The 14,844-nt window shown below is 62.2% G+C and carries 19 protein-coding genes; 11 read left to right on the top strand and 8 right to left on the bottom strand.

Translation table 11 applies throughout. The features are described from left to right. Position 1: 1 nt before the first annotated feature. Positions 2-658, top strand: a complete 657-nt coding sequence (gene phoU, locus AS9A_RS03675; RefSeq protein ID WP_013805556.1) for a phosphate signaling complex protein PhoU — start codon at positions 2-4, stop codon at positions 656-658. 28 nt (positions 659-686) lie between these two features. On the opposite strand, the gene pstB is transcribed toward phoU, so the two are convergent. The 6 genes from pstB to AS9A_RS03645 form a co-directional block, all read right to left on the bottom strand. Then, positions 687-1,463, bottom strand: a complete 777-nt coding sequence (pstB, locus tag AS9A_RS03670) for a phosphate ABC transporter ATP-binding protein PstB (protein WP_013805555.1) — start codon at positions 1,461-1,463, stop codon at positions 687-689. An 11-nt stretch (positions 1,464-1,474) separates the two neighbouring features. Then, positions 1,475-2,383, bottom strand: coding sequence for a phosphate ABC transporter permease PstA (gene pstA / locus AS9A_RS03665; RefSeq protein ID WP_013805554.1), 909 nt, complete (start codon positions 2,381-2,383; stop codon positions 1,475-1,477). Between the two features lie 2 nt (positions 2,384-2,385). Then, positions 2,386-3,372 (bottom strand): phosphate ABC transporter permease subunit PstC, encoded by a 987-nt coding sequence (gene pstC / locus AS9A_RS03660; protein ID WP_013805553.1) that lies wholly within the window; start codon positions 3,370-3,372, stop codon positions 2,386-2,388. Further along, positions 3,369-4,463 carry a phosphate ABC transporter substrate-binding protein PstS gene (gene pstS, locus AS9A_RS03655; RefSeq protein ID WP_013805552.1) on the bottom strand — a complete coding sequence of 365 codons (1,095 nt, stop codon included), beginning with the start codon at positions 4,461-4,463 and terminating at the stop codon, positions 3,369-3,371. The genes pstC and pstS overlap by 4 nt, the downstream gene beginning before the upstream one ends. Before the next feature lie 140 nt (positions 4,464-4,603). Then, positions 4,604-5,521, bottom strand: coding sequence for a mycothiol synthase (gene mshD / locus AS9A_RS03650; protein WP_013805551.1), 918 nt, complete (start codon positions 5,519-5,521; stop codon positions 4,604-4,606). Next, entirely contained in the window at positions 5,518-6,264 is a 747-nt protein-coding gene (locus AS9A_RS03645) for a winged helix-turn-helix transcriptional regulator (protein WP_013805550.1), read from the bottom strand. The genes mshD and AS9A_RS03645 overlap by 4 nt, the downstream gene beginning before the upstream one ends. A gap of 156 nt (positions 6,265-6,420) precedes the next feature. On the opposite strand from AS9A_RS03645, the gene AS9A_RS03640 reads away from it, so the two are divergent. From AS9A_RS03640 to AS9A_RS03605, 8 genes are all read left to right on the top strand, one after another. Beyond that, on the top strand, positions 6,421-7,218 hold the full coding sequence (locus AS9A_RS03640; RefSeq protein ID WP_041450843.1) for an LmeA family phospholipid-binding protein: 798 nt from the start codon (positions 6,421-6,423) through the stop codon (positions 7,216-7,218). Further along, positions 7,215-7,661, top strand: a complete 447-nt coding sequence (locus AS9A_RS03635) for a thioredoxin family protein (protein ID WP_013805547.1) — start codon at positions 7,215-7,217, stop codon at positions 7,659-7,661. The genes AS9A_RS03640 and AS9A_RS03635 overlap by 4 nt, the downstream gene beginning before the upstream one ends. Before the next feature lie 31 nt (positions 7,662-7,692). Beyond that, on the top strand, positions 7,693-7,779 hold the full coding sequence (locus AS9A_RS24925; protein ID WP_369689863.1) for a putative leader peptide: 87 nt from the start codon (positions 7,693-7,695) through the stop codon (positions 7,777-7,779). 98 nt (positions 7,780-7,877) lie between these two features. Beyond that, positions 7,878-8,327, top strand: a complete 450-nt coding sequence (locus AS9A_RS03630; protein WP_013805546.1) for a DUF4395 domain-containing protein — start codon at positions 7,878-7,880, stop codon at positions 8,325-8,327. 44 nt (positions 8,328-8,371) lie between these two features. Beyond that, positions 8,372-9,208 (top strand): sulfurtransferase, encoded by an 837-nt coding sequence (locus AS9A_RS03625; RefSeq protein ID WP_013805545.1) that lies wholly within the window; start codon positions 8,372-8,374, stop codon positions 9,206-9,208. A gap of 2 nt (positions 9,209-9,210) precedes the next feature. Then, positions 9,211-9,516 carry a DUF1416 domain-containing protein gene (locus AS9A_RS03620; protein WP_013805544.1) on the top strand — a complete coding sequence of 102 codons (306 nt, stop codon included), beginning with the start codon at positions 9,211-9,213 and terminating at the stop codon, positions 9,514-9,516. A 336-nt stretch (positions 9,517-9,852) separates the two neighbouring features. Further along, positions 9,853-10,512: an FABP family protein gene (locus AS9A_RS03610; protein WP_013805543.1), complete on the top strand. Its 660-nt coding sequence runs from the start codon at positions 9,853-9,855 to the stop codon at positions 10,510-10,512. 83 nt (positions 10,513-10,595) lie between these two features. Further along, a complete protein-coding gene (locus AS9A_RS03605) occupies positions 10,596-11,264 on the top strand; it encodes a hypothetical protein (RefSeq protein WP_013805542.1) in 669 nt (222 codons plus the stop codon). Here AS9A_RS03605 and AS9A_RS03600 read toward each other — a convergent pair. Together AS9A_RS03600 and AS9A_RS03595 are read right to left on the bottom strand one after the other, a co-directional pair. After that, a complete protein-coding gene (locus tag AS9A_RS03600; RefSeq protein WP_013805541.1) occupies positions 11,261-12,655 on the bottom strand; it encodes a PQQ-binding-like beta-propeller repeat protein in 1,395 nt (464 codons plus the stop codon). The genes AS9A_RS03605 and AS9A_RS03600 overlap by 4 nt on opposite strands. Before the next feature lie 112 nt (positions 12,656-12,767). Beyond that, positions 12,768-13,520 (bottom strand): SDR family oxidoreductase, encoded by a 753-nt coding sequence (locus AS9A_RS03595; RefSeq protein WP_013805540.1) that lies wholly within the window; start codon positions 13,518-13,520, stop codon positions 12,768-12,770. A 24-nt stretch (positions 13,521-13,544) separates the two neighbouring features. On the opposite strand from AS9A_RS03595, the gene AS9A_RS03590 reads away from it, so the two are divergent. Together AS9A_RS03590 and AS9A_RS03585 are read left to right on the top strand one after the other, a co-directional pair. Beyond that, entirely contained in the window at positions 13,545-14,342 is a 798-nt protein-coding gene (locus AS9A_RS03590; protein WP_041450840.1) for a hydroxypyruvate isomerase family protein, read from the top strand. Between the two features lie 76 nt (positions 14,343-14,418). Further along, the gene (locus tag AS9A_RS03585) at positions 14,419-14,829 is read left to right on the top strand and encodes a YchJ family protein (protein WP_013805538.1); all 411 of its coding nucleotides are present in this window, start codon (positions 14,419-14,421) and stop codon (positions 14,827-14,829) included. The last annotated feature ends 15 nt before the right edge of the window (positions 14,830-14,844 follow it).

The following is a 14,844-nucleotide window of genomic DNA, read 5'->3' as shown; positions in this document are numbered from 1 at the left end:
TATGCGGGCTGCTTATACAGAAAAGATCGCGGATCTCGCGACATCCCTGGCCACCATGTGCCGGATGGCCGAAGAAGCGATGGGGCAGGCTACCCAGGCGCTGCTGCAGGCTGATCTGCCAATCGCCGAGAAAGTCATCTCTGATCACGACGAACTCGACACGCTCCGTGCGTCGTGCGAGGAAAAGGCATTCGCGCTTCTCGCGCTGCAGGCACCGGTGGCGGGTGACCTGCGGTCTGTGGTTGCGGGAATCCAGGCCGTCAATGACCTTGACCGGATGGGACGCCTCGCGCTGCACGTCGCGAAGATCACTCGTCGGCGCCACCCGAAACAGGCGCTGCCGGAGGAAGTGAAGGCGTACTTCGCCGAGATGGGCCGTGTGGCGGTGCACCTCGGCAAGGGAGCTGCGGAAGTCCTCGAGACACATGATGCCGCGATGGCGCAGGATCTGCTCGACGAGGACGACGCGATGGACGATCTCCACAAGCACCTGTTCAACGTGCTGATGGACAGGGAATGGAAGCACGGGGTTGCGGCAGCAGTGGACGTGACACTGCTCGGCCGCTATTACGAACGGTTCGCCGACCATGCCGTCGAGGTCGCGCGCAAAGTGATCTATCTCGTCACTGGGCGGTTCCCCGAAGACGTCGTCGCATAATCGCCTGGGCCGGACCTAAGGTGCGTGACTAGCCGAAGCGGCCGGAGATGTAGTCTTCGGTCGCTTTCTTCGTCGGATTCGAGAAGATCTTGGTCGTGTCATCAATCTCGATGAGCTGACCTGGACGCCCCTGCGTTTCAAGGTTGAAGAATGCGGTGCGGTCACTAACGCGCGCTGCTTGCTGCATGTTGTGCGTCACGATAATGATCGTGAAGTCCTTCTTCAGCTCAGTGATGAGGTCTTCAATTGCGAGCGTCGAGATTGGGTCGAGCGCGGAGCACGGCTCATCCATCAACAGAACTTCCGGCTCCACCGCCGTAGCGCGTGCGATGCACAGACGCTGCTGCTGCCCACCTGAGAGGCTGCCACCCGGCTTATCGAGCCGGTTCTTCACCTCGTCCCACAGGTTAGCGCCGCGCAGCGCCTTCTCGGCGATCTCGTCGAGCTTCTTGCGGTTTCGCTCACCCTGCAGCTTCAGGCCCGCGATGACGTTGTCGCGGATGGACATCGTCGGGAACGGGTTGGGCCGCTGGAAGACCATGCCGATCGTGCGACGCACACCGACTGGGTCAATGCTGCTGTCGTAGATGTCCTGGCCGTCGAGGAGTACAGCGCCATCAACCCGGGCACCAGGTGTCACTTCGTGCATCCGGTTCAGGGACCGCAATACCGTGGACTTGCCACAGCCGGACGGACCGATGAAGGCGGTCACGCTCTTCGGCGCAACCGACAGCGTCACATCGGAGACGGCATGGAACTTGCCGTAATAGATGTTCAGATCTTTGAGGTCTACACGCTTTGCCATGATGAGCTCCGTTACTTCTTCTTCGCGCCGGTGTAGCGGCTGATCAGGTTCGCGACAATGTTGAGCAGCGCGATGATGAGGACGAGGGTGAGGGCTGCACCCCAGAGGCGATCCCGGCCCGGGCCGGAGGGGTTATTCAGTTCGGCGATCATCATGCCGGGCAGCGAGCCCATCTCGCCCTCAAGCATGTTGTAGTTGATGTAGGTCGCGTAACCCACCAGGATCAGCAGCGGCGCGGCCTCACCGATGACGCGGGCCACGGCGAGCATCAAGCCCGTGATGATGCCTGGCAGTGCAGTGGGGATGACGATGCGGGCGATCGTCTTCCATTTCGGGACACCCAGCGCGTATGCCGCTTCGCGGAGGTCCATCGGCACAATCCGCAACATCTCTTCACCCGACCGCACCACAATCGGGAGCATCAGCAGTAACAGTGCGAGCGCCACCGCGAAACCGGACTTACTGAATCCGAAAGTCGTGATCCAGAGGGCGTAGATGAAGAGCGCGGCGACGATCGATGGCACACCACTGAGGATGTCCACCATGAAAGTCGTGACCCTGCCAAGCCGTGAGCCGTCCGCGTACTCGACCAGGTAAATCGATACCATCAATCCGATGGGAATGGCGAACAAAGCGGCGACAGCACCCTGCATGAGGGTGCCAACCATCGCGTGATACGCCCCGCCGCCCTCAAAGAACGGCAGCACACCACGCATCGAGCGCGTGAACCAGTCGTCCGACGTCAGCGCTGTCAGGCCGCGTGAGAAGACCGTGTACAGCACCCAGATGAGCGGGACCATCGCGACGATGAACGAGCCGAATACCAGCACCGTGGCGAGATTGTTCACCGTTTTGCGCCGCGTACTGAGGCTCGGGAAAACTTGTGGCGGTTTGACCGGGCGGTCCAGTGCTGTCGTCATGATCAATGCACCCCCTTGCCCGCGACGATCGCGCGAGCTGCAGCGTTAACCGCGAATGTCAGGACGAAAAGCACCAGGCCTGCAGCAATGTAAGCACCCGCCTGAAGTTCATTGTTGATTTCTGCGTAGCCAGACGCGATCTTCGACGCGATGGTCTGTCCTCCCTCGAAGAGGGACCACCTGAAGTCCGACGACGCGGTCGCCAGGACGATGTAAATCGCCATGGTCTCACCGAGTGCGCGCCCCAGCCCCAGCATCGAGCCACTGACGTAACCAGATTTGCCGAACGGGATGACGGTCGTCCGAACCACTTCCCACTTTGTCGCGCCGAGCGCCAGCGCCGCCTCGACCTGAGCAGTGGGAGTCTGAGTGAAAACCTCACGAGTGATAGCGGTGATGATCGGCAAAATCATTACGGCGAGCACAATGCCAGCGGTAAAGATCGTGAATCCGGCCTCGACGAGACCCTCGTTCTCCGCACTGAAGAGGAAGAACCACCCGAAGTTCTCGTGCAAGAAAGCCGCTACCGGCTGCAATGCAGGAGCAAGGACGAGCAAACCCCAAAGTCCGTACACCACCGACGGCACCGCGGCGAGAAGATCAACCAGATAGCCGAGGCCTTTCTTAGTCTGCTTCGGCGCGTATTGAGTGATGAAAATGGCGATGCCGAGCGCGACGGGCATGGCCAGGAACAAAGCGAACGCCGAGACGAAGACTGTCACCAGGAAAAGGTCGAGAACACCGAAGGCCAGTGAGTCGGGAGTAAATGTCCGCCACTCCCGACTGGTCAGGAAGTTGACCTCATTACGCGTCAACGCCGGCATTGCCCGCCACAGCAGGAAGACACCGATCGCTGCGATGACCGCGGTGACGAAGAGTGCCGCGCCGCGCGCAAGCCCGGCAAAAATGGCATCGCCGGGACGGCCCGCGCGCCCACGGTGCAGCCGTGTCGTTACCGGATCTTCCGGCAATTTAGCGTTCACATTCATCCGATCGCGTCAATCGATTCCATGAGGCTGGTCCTGAATGCCTCTGGCAGGGGGACGTACCCCATGCCGTCGATACCGACTTGGCCCTCATTCGCGGCAACGGTCAAGAATGACTTCAGCGCGGCGGACGTCTCAGCGTCATAACCGTCCGAACACACGATCTCGTACGTGGCGAGAACCAGTGGATAGGCGCCGGGTTCCGTAGCGCCGTACACCGAGTTGAGGTCGAGCGTCATATCCCCATCGCCGGTACTGGCGAACTCGGCTTGTTCGATGGCGCGGGCGGCGGTTTCGATGCTCAGCGGAACCGGGCCTGAGCCGTTGTCGATCTGTGCAGCGGGAAGCCCATTCTGCTCGATATAGGCCTTCTCGACGTAGCTGATCGCGCCGTTCGTTGAGGCGACCGCTTGCGCGACGCCCTCATTACCCCGGAAGCCGTTACCCACGCCACCGGCGAAGTCAGAGCCTGCGCCTGACGTCCAGACGCCCGCGCTGGCCGTTTCGAGATACAGCTGGAAATTGTCTGTGGTTCCCGATGAATCAGAGCGGTGAATCACGGTGATGCCGCGGTCAGGAAGCTGAGCACCTTCATTGAGAGCGGCGATTTCCGGATCGTTCCAGTTCCTGATTTCCCCGTTGAAGATCTTCGCTGTTGTCGGGCCGTCCAGGACGAGGTCGTCAACACCGGCGAGGTTGTATGCAAGCCCAACCGGCCCGAAAACGAGTGGCAAGTTCCAGACGTCATTACCCTGGCAGCGCTGCTGCGCTTGAAGCAGCTGCTCCCCGACAATGGGTGAGTCCGTGCCGCCGAAGTCCGTATAACCCGAAGTAAATTGCACACGCCCGTCGCCCGAACCGCTTGAGGTATATGCGATGTTCTTGCCGGGGCATGATTCGCCATATCGAACGTTAAAGGCGAGCATTGCGTTCGCTTGCGCGGAGGAACCGGTCGCGGACAGGTTTGGCTTCCCCTCGCAACTGGCCAGGGTGTCGGCACTGCCCGGGCCCACCTCTTCGGTGATACAGGCCGTCAGCGCAAGGGAACTTGCTGCTGCAAGCCCCACAAAAGTTGCGCCACGCTTGAACTTCACCTATTTCCTCCACCATGCGAACGATTGATTACACAGCGATCAACGCTATGCAGTGTCCGCAAGTAGGGTCCACCGCAAAGGTGAACGGAAAGTGAACAAATATGACGCAATTACCGGCCTGAGCCAAAAACGCAGGTCAGTTACGCCATGATGTACACCACATCGGTGAAATAACGGGAGAATCCGAGCTTTTCGTAGGTGCGCAGGGCGGCGGTGTTGTCGGCCTCGACGTACAACAGAACCGCGTCCAGGCTGCGGTCGCGCAGATAGTGCAAACCCTGCAACGTCAGCAACTTCCCCAGACCCCTGCCGTGTGCCGCAGGGTCCACACCAACGATGTACACCTCACCGAGGGCAGGCTCAGGCGGGTCAGCCGGGTGCGTCTTCGTCCAGTGGAAGCCAAGCAGCGTGCTCGGCGCCTCGGCACTGAACGCGAGGAACAGTCCCTCCGGGTCGAACCATGCTAGTTCTTTGCGGCTGTCGATGTCAGCCTGCGTCCAGCCGCCCTGCTCCGGGTGCCAATGGAAGGCCGCGTTGTTAACGCGCACGATCTCAGCGTCATCGTTCGGCCCGGAATAAGTTCGAACCACTACGCCGTTACGTTGGTCAACCTCTGGCAGAGTGGCGTCGGGGCCGAGCCCGCGCCGCATCTGCAGCAACTCCCTCGTGCGCGTCATCCCCGCCGAAGCGGCAAGCGCAGCGGCAGCCGCGAGATCGCCATGCGCCCAGACCTGTGCGCCCCTCGCCGCCGCTTCATTGATCAGAGCGCGGCCAATCCCCTGCCGCCGCCGCGCGGGGTCAACAACAAGTTCGACGTTCGGGGTGCCGTTTTCACTACGGATGGTTGCGACCCCGGCAGGCACTCCCCCGCTTGTCGCCACGACGTGCTCTCCGGGAACCTTGCCCTCCAGGCTGCGCAGCCCCTGCTCCGATATGGGATCCGCCCCGTCAGCGGCCCGCGCCGCCGCGATGAGCAGGGACACGGAATCATTGACGTCATCTGGCAGCGCGCCCTCAAAGCGCGTCACCCCGATGTCAGCTGCGGCATCACCTGTCACGAAGCACCTGTCACCGTGTCATCGACGTCGTCATCACCGAGATCGTTGTTTTCGTCGTCTCTCGGCTTGCCGGACCGGCTTGGCCGGACTGCTTTGTACCCGACGTTGCGCACCGTGCCAATCAGCGCTTCATGCTCGGCACCAAGCTTCGCGCGCAAACGCCGAACGTGAACGTCCACTGTCCTGGTACCACCGAAGAAGTCGTAGCCCCACACTTCCTGCAGCAATTGTGCACGCGTGAAGACTCGGCCGGCATGCTGAACAAGGTATTTCAGCAGCTCGAACTCTTTGTACGTGAGGTCAAGCGGCTTACCGCGAAGGCGGGCGGTGTACGTTCCCTCGTCGATGAGAAGCTCACCCAGAGTGACAGTGCCCGCGTCATCGTCCTCGGTTTGCACCGTCGTGCGCCCGACAAGCAAGCGCAGGCGCGCGTCAAGTTCCGCTGGCCCAGTTCCAGGCAAAAGAATGTCATCTATTCCCCAGTCGGGACTCACTGCGACGAGGCCGCCTTCTGTGAGCACCGCGACCACCGGTACCGCGGCGCCTGTATTGGCGAGTATCCGGCACAAGCCACGCGCTGAGGCGAGGTCGGTCCGTGCATCCACCACGGCAACGTCGGCTCCTGCCGCGTCCAGCAATGAGGACACATCAGCCGGAGCTGGCCGCACGTTGTGCGGCAAGAGGGCCAGTGAGGGCAGAACAGATTCAGGGTTCGGGTCGGCCGTTAGCAAGAGGAGCTCCACACCGCCCCCTTTCCGTTTTTCCGCAGTCGGACACTGCTGCCTGAAGAACTCGAGCGCCCGCCAATGCACGCTTAAGCTCGCGCGAACTCACACAGACTATCGCGTCACTCTTACCGTCCGGACATTCCATTGCCGGGTGTCAGTAACAATAAGGGTGTGCGGAAGCTGATCGTAGGGGCCCTGGGAGTCGTCGTGGTGCTGGTTCTTGCCGAACTCGGAACCGCCGCGTATACCGAACACCGAATCTCCCGGGCGCTGCGCGCAAGCGCAGAACTGAGTGCTGACCCGGACGTGGTCATCCACGGCTTCCCGTTCCTGTTACAGGCGGCGCGCGGCGAGTTCCACGGGATCGAGATCCGCGCCGACCGTGTCGACACTGACATCGCAGGCAGAGTGACAATCGAAGCGAATCTCGAGGACGTCACACTGGAGCCAGAGGCCTGGTACGTGCGCCGCACCGACGCTCTTCATGCCCGGGAACTCGAGGGCAGGATCGTCATGCACCAAATCGAACTCGGCGAGTTCTTCGATATCCCGGACCTGCGCATCACCCCGCTGCCCACGGGCGTCATCGACGCATTCGGAACCGCGACCCCGACAACCATCGCGCGCTTCCGCCCGGTCTTGCTGACCGCATCGTTCCCAGACCTCGGGATATCCGACGAAGTAAACGTCGAGGCGCGGCTCCGGCTCGCTGGAACTCAGCTGCACGTCGACCCACTCCGCTACTACACGGGACGCGACGGCTCCTGGGAAAATCCAGTCCCTGAGGAATTACACGACGAAGTCCTGCGTTCTTTTTCGATAACGATTGATGTTCAGGAAGTCCCTTTCGGGCTTGCACCCGCTGTGGCATTTCCGCAGGGCGGCAGGCTCGTAGTTGAAGGATCAGGTGAGAACGTGTCACTCGAGCTAGTGAAGCGAAACGCGTTTGGTGAGGGCGGCGGCCAGTGAGTGGCCTCCTCATCTTGAGCAGCGCGACCGCGATCGCAACCGCCGTGGGCATTTGGTGGCAGCGGCGCAATGGCGCCGTACTCGCGGCGCCCGCCTCGGCTGAACCCGCCGATACGGCCGCCGGATCAGCAACCAGCGAACTCCTCGAAGCGGGCCTCTCGGTGGATGGTCCCACCGTCGTGCATTTCACCGCCGATTGGTGCGGACCATGTGCGGCGGTCCGCAGAGTCATTTCAACGACCCTTCCAGAGTTTCCGCACGTCACTCACATCGAACTTGACATCGACGACTATCCGCAGCTGACCAGGACTCTTGGGGTACGCTCGCTGCCCACCACGCTCGTCTACGACGCGGAAATGCAGCAACGGTACCGGATCCCCGGCGTGCCTACGGCCTCTGCTCTTCGGGAGGCACTCATCCCAGTCTCTGGACACGGAAGCTGACAAATCGAGATGACGGAGTACCCTAGCTAGCGTGTTAGCCAACCATGAGCTGCTGCTCACCCGTCGCCGCGCAGTTGATCTGTGCCGCCTCGGCGGTTGTTGCTGTCCCTGTTGCTGATCAGGAACAGCCCCGGTTAACTGCACGCCGCTGTTCCCTGCCGATCCCCTTCTACGGACCCGCCTCGCGGGTCGGGTTCGATAACAGGAGCAGAAAGAATGTCTACCCCCCTCACACCTCAGAACGTTGATGTCCGCGGGCCGCGTTTCGCGGCGTGGATCACGTCAGCTGTTCTCGCACTCACATTGGTCACTGGCTGGTGGGCGCTCCTCGCGATCCAGGCAGTGGTTTTCGCGCTCGGAGCCGCGCTAGGCCCACGGCGCAGCCCTTACGGCATGCTCTTCGCCAATTTGGTGGCACCGCGTATTGGCCCAGTTCGTGAGCGCGAACCTGCCGCACCAGTACGCTTCGCGCAGCTGGTCGGTCTCCTCTTCGCAGTGGCCGCCCTCGTCGGTTACATCAGCGGCGCGGTGCTCGCTGGCCAGATCTTCACCGGACTGGCCTTCATCGCCGCGTTCCTCAACGCCGCGTTCGGCATCTGCCTCGGTTGCCAGATGTATCCGCTTGTGGCACAGCTACGCTCAGGCAGTCGCAGCTCCGCTGCATGACGTTTCTCGTTACCTCTCACTGAACCAAACACGAAAGGAAACCCATGGCTCGCTCCGACGTCCTAGTCTCCACAGACTGGGCCGAGCAGAACCTCAATGCCCCGAAGACCGTCTTTGTTGAGGTCGATGAGGACACCACTGCCTACGACGGTGGCCACATCGAGGGCGCTGTGAAGATCGACTGGAAGACCGATCTGCAGGATCAGGTCCGCCGCGACTTCGTCAACCAGGAGCAGTTCTCCGCCCTGCTGTCCGAAAAGGGCATCGCGAACGACGACACCGTGGTTCTCTACGGCGGCAACAACAACTGGTTTGCTGCGTACGCCTACTGGTACTTCAAGCTTTACGGCCACGAGAACGTCAAACTTCTTGACGGCGGGCGCAAGAAGTGGGAGCTCGACGGTCGGCCCCTCGTCCAGGAAGTTCCCCAGCGCGAGGCCACCAATTACAGCGCGAAGCCGCAGGATGTCACCATCCGCGCTTTCCGTGACGAAGTAATCGATGCTATCGGCAACAAGAACCTCGTCGACGTTCGCTCACCTGACGAGTTCAGCGGCAAGATCCTGGCTCCGGCGCACCTTCCGCAAGAGCAGTCACAGCGCGCTGGCCACATCCCCACCGCGATCAGCGTTCCGTGGAGCAAGGCTGCCAACGAAGATGGCACCTTCAAGTCCGATGACGAACTCCGCCAGCTTTACAAAGAAGAAGGCCTCGACGACGGCATGGACATCATCGCCTACTGCCGCATCGGTGAGCGCTCCAGCCACACGTGGTTCGCGCTCCAGGAGCTCCTGGGATACGAGAATGTCAAGAACTACGACGGCAGCTGGACCGAATATGGTTCACTCGTCGGCGTCCCGATCGCTTTGGGGGAGAAGTAATTATGTGCGGTGCACCAGTCCAGGGACAGAACCTTCCTGCCGGTGTTGATGCGGAGAAGGAAACCGTCATCACCGGAAAAGTTGTCGGCGCGGCCGGCGAGCCGATCGGTGGCGCGTTCGTGCGTCTGCTCGACAGCACCGGCGAGTTCACTGCCGAGGTTGTCGCCTCCGGCAGCGGTGACTTCCGTTTCTTCGCTGCACCGGGAACGTGGACAGTGCGCGCACTGTCCGCTTCCGGCAATGGTGAGGCGTCTGTCAGCCCGGAGTCAGCTGGCGTCCACGAAGTGAGCATCACCGTCAGCAAGTAATCCACCTGGCCGGTTGCCGCGTCCTCGCGGCCGGCCGCTCAAGCAGGCCCGGGTCGCACACATGCGGTCCGGGTCTGCTGCGTTCACAGAGTCCAGCCGCACCTTCACACCCCTCGCGTGCGGTTCACAACGGCTATAGCCCGTGTGAGCGACCCATCTGCAGTGTGAACGTAAGCGAATCGGCAAGGGCCGGGGCAGTGTCGTTGTGACCGGCCGCACCCGATAAACTGATTTCGTGGTGATTATCTTCGAGATCCTCTTAGTGCTGTCGAGCCTGCTTATCACCTGGTTCGCTGTGTACGTGGTGTATCGCCTCGTCACCGACGAGCAGAAGCAGTGACTGAGCGGGACGACACGCCAGCTCCCAAGCCGGAACCAGGTAGCGCTAACGCGGCGGTTGCGGCTGCCGCTGCGCGGGCGAAAGCGACTGCAGCGCGCAATGTCCCGAGCCTCCCCGGCCTGCCATTGCCCGACGACACGGCCAACCTTCGCGAAGGCCCCAATTTGAGTGACGCGCTGCTTGCGCTCCTCCCCCTTGTCGGTGTGTGGCGCGGTGAGGGTGAAGGGAACGATCCGAAGAGCGGCGACTATCTGTTCGGGCAGCAGATCGTGGTCAGCCACGACGGTGGCGACTACCTGACGTGGGACGCCCGAAGCTGGGTCATCGACAACGACGGCAATTACGTCAAGCCGGACCTGCGCGAAAGTGGCTTCTGGCGAGTTGCTGACTCGGATGGCGAAGAAGTCCTCGAGTTCTTGCTCACCCACACGTCGGGTGTTGTGGAGTTGTATTACGGCGAGGCCCGCACCCAGTCTTCCTGGGAACTTGCAACCGATGTGGTCATTCGCAGTCAGTCTGCTGAGGTGGTGGGCGGCGCCAAGCGGCTCTACGGCATCGTCGCCGATGGTGATCTTGCCTATGTGGAAGAACGCATCAACGCCGATGGTCAGTTAGTACCTAGGCTTTCGGCGCGGCTTCACCGCTTCGCAGGGTAGGCCAGCACTGCGTGCTTGACGCGTCGAACCGGTCAGGCGGAGCATTACTGTACTGATCGCAGTTGCGATGCAAGGTCGCCGCCATGGACCCAACAACTCAATCCGCGCCCAGCCACATGGGCCTTCCAGTGACCGCTCGCTACCTCATGGCAGCTTGCACAGTGCTCGCACCGGCCACCGTGGTTGCTGCGATCTTCCTGCACCCCGTCGAACTCGGGGTGGAAGGTGTCGACGCGATCGCGCAGTTTGATGCTCAGCGCGACTCCTACCTGCTGATCGCCTGGCTTTTCGCCGTCTCCACATTTTTCTGGGTTGTCGCGATCCTCACTCTGGGCCGTGTCGCGCGGTACTACTCACGCACCCTCGGGCTTGTCGGGATGGTTATCGCATTCGGCCTCGCCATTCCAGTATCGCTGAACTACGAAGACTTGAGTTACATCGCGCTCGAAAATAACCTCGAACCCGAAACCATCGTTGCGCTCTTCGCCTCTGCTGATCAGCTCCCGTCGGGGATCCTGGGAGTTGTGTGGCTGGCCGGTCTTGTCGGCCTGATACTGCTCGGCATCGCAATCCTGCGGGGCAAAGGGGCACCGAAATGGGCAGGTGTTGCGCTGATCATCGCCCCACTAGGCATTCCGGCGTCGTGGTTCGCGGCGTCAGCACTCGTTTTCTACACAGCGTGGGTCGTCCTGACTGCCGGGTTTGCGGGCTACGCGATCGACCTCGTCAGACACGGGAACGACGTTCCCTAGTTCACGGTGTAAACGTCCAATTGTGTTGCCGTGCTCACGACGATCCCGTCGTCGACCATGTCGACCCGTGCTACGTCGGGAACCTCAAAGGACCACATACGCTCGCCGGTACCAAGCGCAACACCTGCGACTTCACTCGGGTTGTGCCCGCGCGTCACCATATCGTCGCCGACCGCACCCAGGACCCAGCCAAATTCTCCGAACGGCGAACTCCACAATTGCTCGCCTGTTCGGGCGTCCAATCCGAGTGTGGGCCCGCCGGGTGCGCTGCCGGACGCTAACGCTACGTCGCCGACGATCCCGAGCACCCAGAAGTACCTCGGGTCCCGATCCCACAGCAGTTCGCCAGTCTCGAAGTCATGCAACGCAGCACCGTTGACGAGGTACACGGGCGCATCTGTGGAACCCGAACGGCTCACCACCGAGACGACGTTCCCCGGGTCGTCATATCGTGCGACCACCTCGCCCTCGATCGTGAATATCGCTGCGCCGTTTCCGGATTCGCAGAGGTCGACGATGTACCCATGGTCGGGAACGCGAGCCACCGAATACAGGGACTCATCAGGTGTCCGCGTGCCATCGTCAGCGTTGACGACGAAGGCCTGTTCGCCGCGGAAAAATACAGCACCGTCGGCGGCCTCGAGCCAAAATCCCTGAACGCCCGTGTCGCAGTCCGGGTTGAGCGGATACTCGCGCCGCCAGTCACCCTCGGGATCGTCAACGCTTCCCCGCGTGATCGTCGCTGCCCGCTCGGGCTGATCGTAGGGATCCTGCCAGGCCAGGAACACAGACCCGTCGGAAACGGCGACCTCGCGCGCGTCCTCAGCGGGGAAGCTCGAGGCAACCTCACCGTCGCTCAGCCGATAGAACCGCAGCTCCGCGGGTTCGGAGGGCGCCGGACTCGTTTCCGTGCCTGGTTCATGCGGGTCCCCGCCGACCAGGCAGGGCAGCAGTCCCTCGATCTCGTCCTCAGCGCATGTCAGTGCGCCGGTGACCTGCTGCGTCCACAACACCTCACCATCCGCCCTATCGAGGGCGACCAGCACCTGCTCAGGAACCTGCGCGCTGGTGTACTCGGATGAATTCACGTCGCTACGGACAGTGGTGACGAGCACGTCACCCACCTCATGCGCCCCAGTCGGCGCATCACTGACGGGCGACGGCCCCAACCGGGCGGGGCGCACGAACACCCCACCTTCCGCGATGCTCGACGCGTCGACCGTCCATTCGGATTCGAGGAGCCGCTCAGGCGCCTCAACAGTGGCATCAGTGGGGTGGTCCGCTTGATCTGTTGGCTGACCGTCTTCAGGGCCCGCGCAGGACGCGAAAACAAGCATTCCTGCCAGAGCCAGCACTGTCAGCGCGCGCGTTCCTGCGCCGTCAGATGACATAGACGCTCCCCCTGCATTTTGGAGACCCACCGCCAACCACGACAATACGCGTGCATGAGCGGCATGTCCGATCCCCGCGAGCGCGGCGAGTCATGCGTGCAGACCGCTGCGGCTATCCCCGTCCGATGTACGGCATCGTCGTCGCCATCAGTGTCACGAACTGGACATTGGCAGTCAGTGGCAGCTGCGCCATGTGCAGCACCTGCTCGGCCGCATGACGAGCATCGAACGTGGGCTCTTGTTTCACGCTGCCATCTGCCTGCCTCGCCCCTGCCGCGAAACCGTGCGTCATATCGGTGGCAGCATTGCCAATATCGATCTGGCCACACGCGATGTTGTAGGGACGGCCATCAAGCGAGATGGACTTAGTGAGACCGGTGATCGCATGCTTGGTCGCCGCGTAGGCTGCGGTGCCGGGTCTCGGGACGTGTGCTGATATCGAGCCGTTGTTGATGATCCGCCCACCGGCGGGATCCTGGGTTTTCATGTGCCGCATCGCTTCTGCCGCACACAGGAAGTAGCCAGTCAGATTGACGTCGACAGTCGCCCGCCACTCCTCGACGGTGATCTCGTCGATTCCGCCGACCGGACCGAACGTCCCGGCGTTGTTGACCAGCACGTCGATACGCCCCCACGCATCGCGGACGGTGCCGAAAAGCGCGTGCACCGACTTCTCGTCGGTGACATCCGTGGCGACGGTGAGCGCCTGCCCACTGCCGCCAGCCGTTTCCGTCAGACTTTCCGTGTGACGTCCGGCGAGCGCGACTCGGAAGCCTGCTTGAAGCATCGCGCGAGTTATGGCCCGGCCCAGGCCAGACCCGGCACCCGTGACGACTGCAACAGGCGCAGTACCCGTCTGGCTCATACCGCTCCCCTACGATCGTCGGTGATGTCTCCTTATTCCTACACCGTCAACTGTTCGATCCTGTTGACCCACCTGCCGCTTCTCGAGCGACCGCATGCTGTCCGCGATGCTGGTTTCAACGCTGTCGAGTTCTGGTGGCCGTTCGACTCTGCGGTGCCTGGTGACCGCGAGGTGGACGAGTTTGTCCGCGCTGTGTCCGATGCGGGCGTGACGCTGTCACACCTGAATTTCGTGGCGGGGAACCTTGCCGCCGGTGATCGGGGCCTGCTCTCAGATCCGCGGCGCGCTTCCGAGTTCCGCGACAACGTCGATGTGGTTGTCGGGATCGGCGAGCAGCTCGGAGCATCTGGGTTCAATGCGCTCTACGGCAACCGCATTGATGGGGTGGCGCCGGCAATACAGGACGAGCTGGCCACCGAGAATCTCGTGCTCGCCGCAGAAGCTGCGGCGCGTATCGGCGCGTGCGTGTTGCTGGAGCCGGTCAGTGGGTTTCCCGCCTATCCACTGAAGCTGGCGCGGGACGCCGCCAGGGTGATCGACCGTGTGGGAGCGCCGAACATCGGTCTGCTGGCAGACCTGTACCACCTGGCTGCGAACGGGGAGGACATTCCCTCTGCGATTGCCCGCTTCAATGCGCACATTCGGCACGTTCAGATTGCGGATGCGCCGGGGCGCGGGGCGCCAGGAACCGGGGAGCTGCCGCTGACGGACTACTTGTCGCAAATCTGCGAGACCGGTTACGACGGCTACGTGTCGCTGGAGTATGTGTCATCGTCGGCTGACCCCTTCGCGTGGCTGCCGCGCGACGGCTTCGCGGGCTGATGTTTCACTTTTCGGCTCGCGTGCGACACATGCGCCCGCGAAGTGGCGGGATGTCTGGCACGGGATAATGCGAACCGTGGCAGACGAAGTGCGAACCTACCCGGCGGACAAGCTGTGCCCCTGTCAGCATGGCGAGCCGTACGCGAACTGCTGCGGACCGCTCATCAGCGGTGTCGCCGTGGCGCCGACAGCAGTGCGGCTCATGCGGTCTCGCTACGCTGCATTCGTAATTCACGACTCTGAGTACTTGCTGACGTCATGGCACCCGTCGACACGGCCGGATGTGCTTGACCTCGATCCGGAGCAGGCCTGGCGGCGGCTCGACATCATCCGCACCAAAAATGGCGGTCCATTCGACAAGGACGGAATCGTGGAGTTTCGAGCCCACTACCGACATTCCGGCGAACGCGGCTCCCTGCACGAAGTGAGCCGATTCGTGCGCGAGCAGGGCCGCTGGCTGTACGTCGACGGTCAGATCCTGCCCTGAGCACCTGCTTCAGCC

It is taken from the genome of Hoyosella subflava DQS3-9A1 (assembly GCF_000214175.1).
Classification (GTDB): Bacteria; Actinomycetota; Actinomycetes; order Mycobacteriales; family Mycobacteriaceae; genus Hoyosella; species Hoyosella subflava.
The sequence above is the reverse complement of the archived record's forward strand: the minus strand, read 5'-3'. Positions and strand labels throughout refer to the sequence as shown.

Bases quoted from the DNA above. Each gene is read 5' to 3' on its own strand.
- phoU (WP_013805556.1), top strand. From the start codon at position 2: ATGCGGGCTGCTTATACAGAAAAGATCGCGGATCTCGCGACATCCCTG.
- pstB (WP_013805555.1), bottom strand. From the start codon at position 1,463: ATGGCAAAGCGTGTAGACCTCAAAGATCTGAACATCTATTACGGCAAG.
- pstA (WP_013805554.1), bottom strand. From the start codon at position 2,383: ATGACGACAGCACTGGACCGCCCGGTCAAACCGCCACAAGTTTTCCCG.
- pstC (WP_013805553.1), bottom strand. From the start codon at position 3,372: ATGAATGTGAACGCTAAATTGCCGGAAGATCCGGTAACGACACGGCTG.
- AS9A_RS03630 (WP_013805546.1), top strand. From the start codon at position 7,878: ATGTCTACCCCCCTCACACCTCAGAACGTTGATGTCCGCGGGCCGCGT.
- AS9A_RS03625 (WP_013805545.1), top strand. From the start codon at position 8,372: ATGGCTCGCTCCGACGTCCTAGTCTCCACAGACTGGGCCGAGCAGAAC.
- AS9A_RS03620 (WP_013805544.1), top strand. From the start codon at position 9,211: ATGTGCGGTGCACCAGTCCAGGGACAGAACCTTCCTGCCGGTGTTGAT.
- AS9A_RS03605 (WP_013805542.1), top strand. From the start codon at position 10,596: ATGGACCCAACAACTCAATCCGCGCCCAGCCACATGGGCCTTCCAGTG.
- AS9A_RS03600 (WP_013805541.1), bottom strand. From the start codon at position 12,655: ATGTCATCTGACGGCGCAGGAACGCGCGCGCTGACAGTGCTGGCTCTG.
- AS9A_RS03595 (WP_013805540.1), bottom strand. From the start codon at position 13,520: ATGAGCCAGACGGGTACTGCGCCTGTTGCAGTCGTCACGGGTGCCGGG.
- AS9A_RS03590 (WP_041450840.1), top strand. From the start codon at position 13,545: ATGTCTCCTTATTCCTACACCGTCAACTGTTCGATCCTGTTGACCCAC.